This window comes from Prevotella sp. kh1p2, from assembly GCF_900111525.1.
GTDB lineage: Bacteria > Bacteroidota > Bacteroidia > Bacteroidales > Bacteroidaceae > Prevotella.
In genome coordinates this window covers 1-2,653 of record NZ_FOHY01000040.1, presented here as the reverse complement: position 1 = coordinate 2,653, position 2,653 = coordinate 1, and the positions used below count along the sequence as shown (strand labels likewise).

Sequence of the window (2,653 nt, the reverse complement as noted above, 5' to 3'; positions counted from 1 at the left end):
TGGAAAAGCCGAGCGCGTTTGACCCCCGAGGGCAAGCGACGTTGACCCTTACGGGCAAAATAAGAATGACCCTCTGCGGCAAAATAAAATTGACCCCTGAATGCGATTGCCATTCAGGGGCTTTTTTGTAGTTTTGTGTTGCCGTCCTGACTGGCGGATAAACGTTAAACTACAGAATTCAATGACAAAGTTAAGAAATTTATTGCGATGTTACGCCATTGGAATGAGTATAAAAAGCATCTCTAGTGCTTTTCATCTCTCGCGTAACACTGTGCGCAAGTATGTGCGCAGGTATCAGGAGAGCGGTCTGACGCTTGACCTGCTGATGACCATGTCTGAGGAAAAGCTCCAGGAGATGTTCCTCGACAACCAGAATCGCAGCCGTAAGCCATCTGCGCGCATGGATGAGCTGGAGGCTCTGATTCCCGACTACGTGAAGCGGCTCAGCCGCAAGGGCGTGACTGTCAAGTCGCTCCACGAGGAATACCTCAGGGAGCATCCTGACGGCTATAAGTACTCTACCTTCAAGCGTGCCGTCCGCCGGCAGAAGTACCATGTGCGGGTTGTCGGCCATGTTGACCATCTTGCCGGAGACCAGATGTACATAGACTACGCGGGTGACAAGCTGGAGGTCGTGGATGCTGAGACTGGCGAGGTGCGCTGCGTGGAGGTGTTCGTTGCCATCCTCCCGTGCAGCCACTACACCTACTGCGAGGCTGTTTGGTCACAGAAGAAAGAGGACCTCATCGTGGCCTGCGAGAATGCCCTTCACTTCTTCGGCGGTGCGCCGATGGCCGTCGTGCCGGACAACCTGAAGGCTGCTGTCACGCGAAGCGACCGTAACGAGCCTGTCATCAATGAGGACTTTGCGGCAATGGCCGAGTTCTACGACATGGCAGTATTCCCGGCCAGAGCACGCCATCCGAAGGACAAGGCACTTGTGGAGAATGCGGTAAAGCTGATGTACCGCTCTGTCTATGCCGACATCGAGGGGCTGGTGTTCCATGACCTCGCGTCCCTGAATGCCGCCATACGCAATTCGCTGGGTGCTTTCAATGACCGCAGGATGAGCGGAAGGAAAGAGTCACGCCGTGAGCTTTTCGAGGAGGTGGAGAAGGAATATCTCCAGCCGCTTCCCGCAGTCCGTTTCCAGATGAAGGCACGGAAGACCGTTACGGTCATGAAGAACAGCCACGTGATGCTGAACAAGCACCACTACAGCGTGCCCAAGGAATACATAGGCAAGCGTGTGGACATCGTATATGATGCGGACAGCCTGCAGATATACCACGGGCTGAAGCTTGTGACCTCCCACATGCGTAACGACACGCCATACGGCTACACACAGAAAGAGGCGCACAAACTGCCCGGCCGTCACGGCTCCTATGAGAAGGACCTCGGCGAGATCTACGAACGTGCCCGAGCCATAGACAACATCCTGCTTAACTACCTCAGGGAAGTCGCAGCGCAGAAGAAGTATCTGCCGCTGGCCTTCCGTACGTGTAAGGGCATCATATCGCTGGAGAAAAAGTACGGCCTTGCCCGCCTCGTAGCGGCATGTGCCTGTGCCTCCGAGGGACGGCAGTACGGCTACAACGAGGTGCTGGAGATCCTCAAGCGTGGCGACGACGTGAACTTCATGCCGTCGGACGATGACACCCCTGACGCTTTCCTCAATTACAAGCCGCAGATTCACAAGAATATACGCGGCAGGGAATACTACTCAAACTTATCAGGTAACGAAAAAGAAGATGACAATGGAGACAACAAACAGTAAGACTGCACCAATCGTGCAGGAGAAAGACCAGAACCAGGTCACGCTCGACCTGATGCGCAGAATGAGGCTTACGGGAATGGCCAACGCCTTTGAGGAAAGCCTCACGTCCACCTATGCCGAGGCCATGACACCCGACGGCTTCATCTCCTGGCTGATGGCAAGGGAGTGGGACTACCGCTCCTCGGCAGCCATAGACAGGCTCATACGCGGAGCCTCCTTCCGCTACAATGCCTATCCCGAGGAGATTGACTACAGTATCAGCCGCGGGCTTAACCAGAACCAGATGGAAAGGCTGCTCTCGCTTGACTTCGTGCGGCAGGGGCAGAATCTCTTCATCACGGGATCTGCCGGCACAGGCAAGAGCTTCCTTGCCACGGCCATAGGCTATCATGCCTGCAAGAACGGCATCAGGACGCTATATTCAAACACCTCAAAGCTGCTCAGCTCTCTGAAGGTCGCAAAGGCCAAGAACACCATAGAGACGGAGTTGAAGAAGATAGAACGGTGTCAGCTGCTCATCCTCGACGATGCCTTCCTCGTACCGCTGGACGCCAAGGAGCGCCCCATCCTTTTGGAAATCATCGAAGACCGCCATGACAGGAAGTCAATCGTCATGGCCTCTCAACTCCCTGTGGAAAACTGGTATGATGCCATCGGTGACCAGGCTGTCGCCGATGCCGTGCTTGACAGGATCGTACACTCATCACACCGCATCGAACTCTTCGGCGAAAGCATCCGCAAGATGAAGGCTAAGAAGTAAACAGGGCAAAATAAAAATGACCCCGCCAGTCAGGACTTTAGAGGGGGCAAAATAAAAAAGTTTTCAGGGGGCAACGTCGCTTTGCCCTCGGGGGTCAAACGCGCTCGGCTTTTCCA

2 protein-coding genes are annotated in these 2,653 nt (G+C 54.7%); both read left to right on the top strand.

The window, feature by feature from the left end; genetic code table 11:
- Positions 1 to 181 precede the first annotated feature (181 nt).
- On the top strand, positions 182 to 1,777 hold the full coding sequence (istA, locus tag BMW31_RS13220) for an IS21 family transposase (RefSeq protein ID WP_091826759.1): 1,596 nt from the start codon (positions 182 to 184) through the stop codon (positions 1,775 to 1,777).
- Positions 1,758 to 2,537 carry an IS21-like element helper ATPase IstB gene (gene istB, locus BMW31_RS13215; RefSeq protein WP_091826757.1) on the top strand — a complete coding sequence of 260 codons (780 nt, stop codon included), beginning with the start codon at positions 1,758 to 1,760 and terminating at the stop codon, positions 2,535 to 2,537. Before istA ends, istB begins: the two co-directional genes overlap by 20 nt.
- Positions 2,538 to 2,653 lie beyond the last annotated feature (116 nt).

Bases quoted from the DNA above. Each gene is read 5' to 3' on its own strand.
- istA (WP_091826759.1), top strand. From the start codon at position 182: ATGACAAAGTTAAGAAATTTATTGCGATGTTACGCCATTGGAATGAGT.
- istB (WP_091826757.1), top strand. From the start codon at position 1,758: ATGGAGACAACAAACAGTAAGACTGCACCAATCGTGCAGGAGAAAGAC.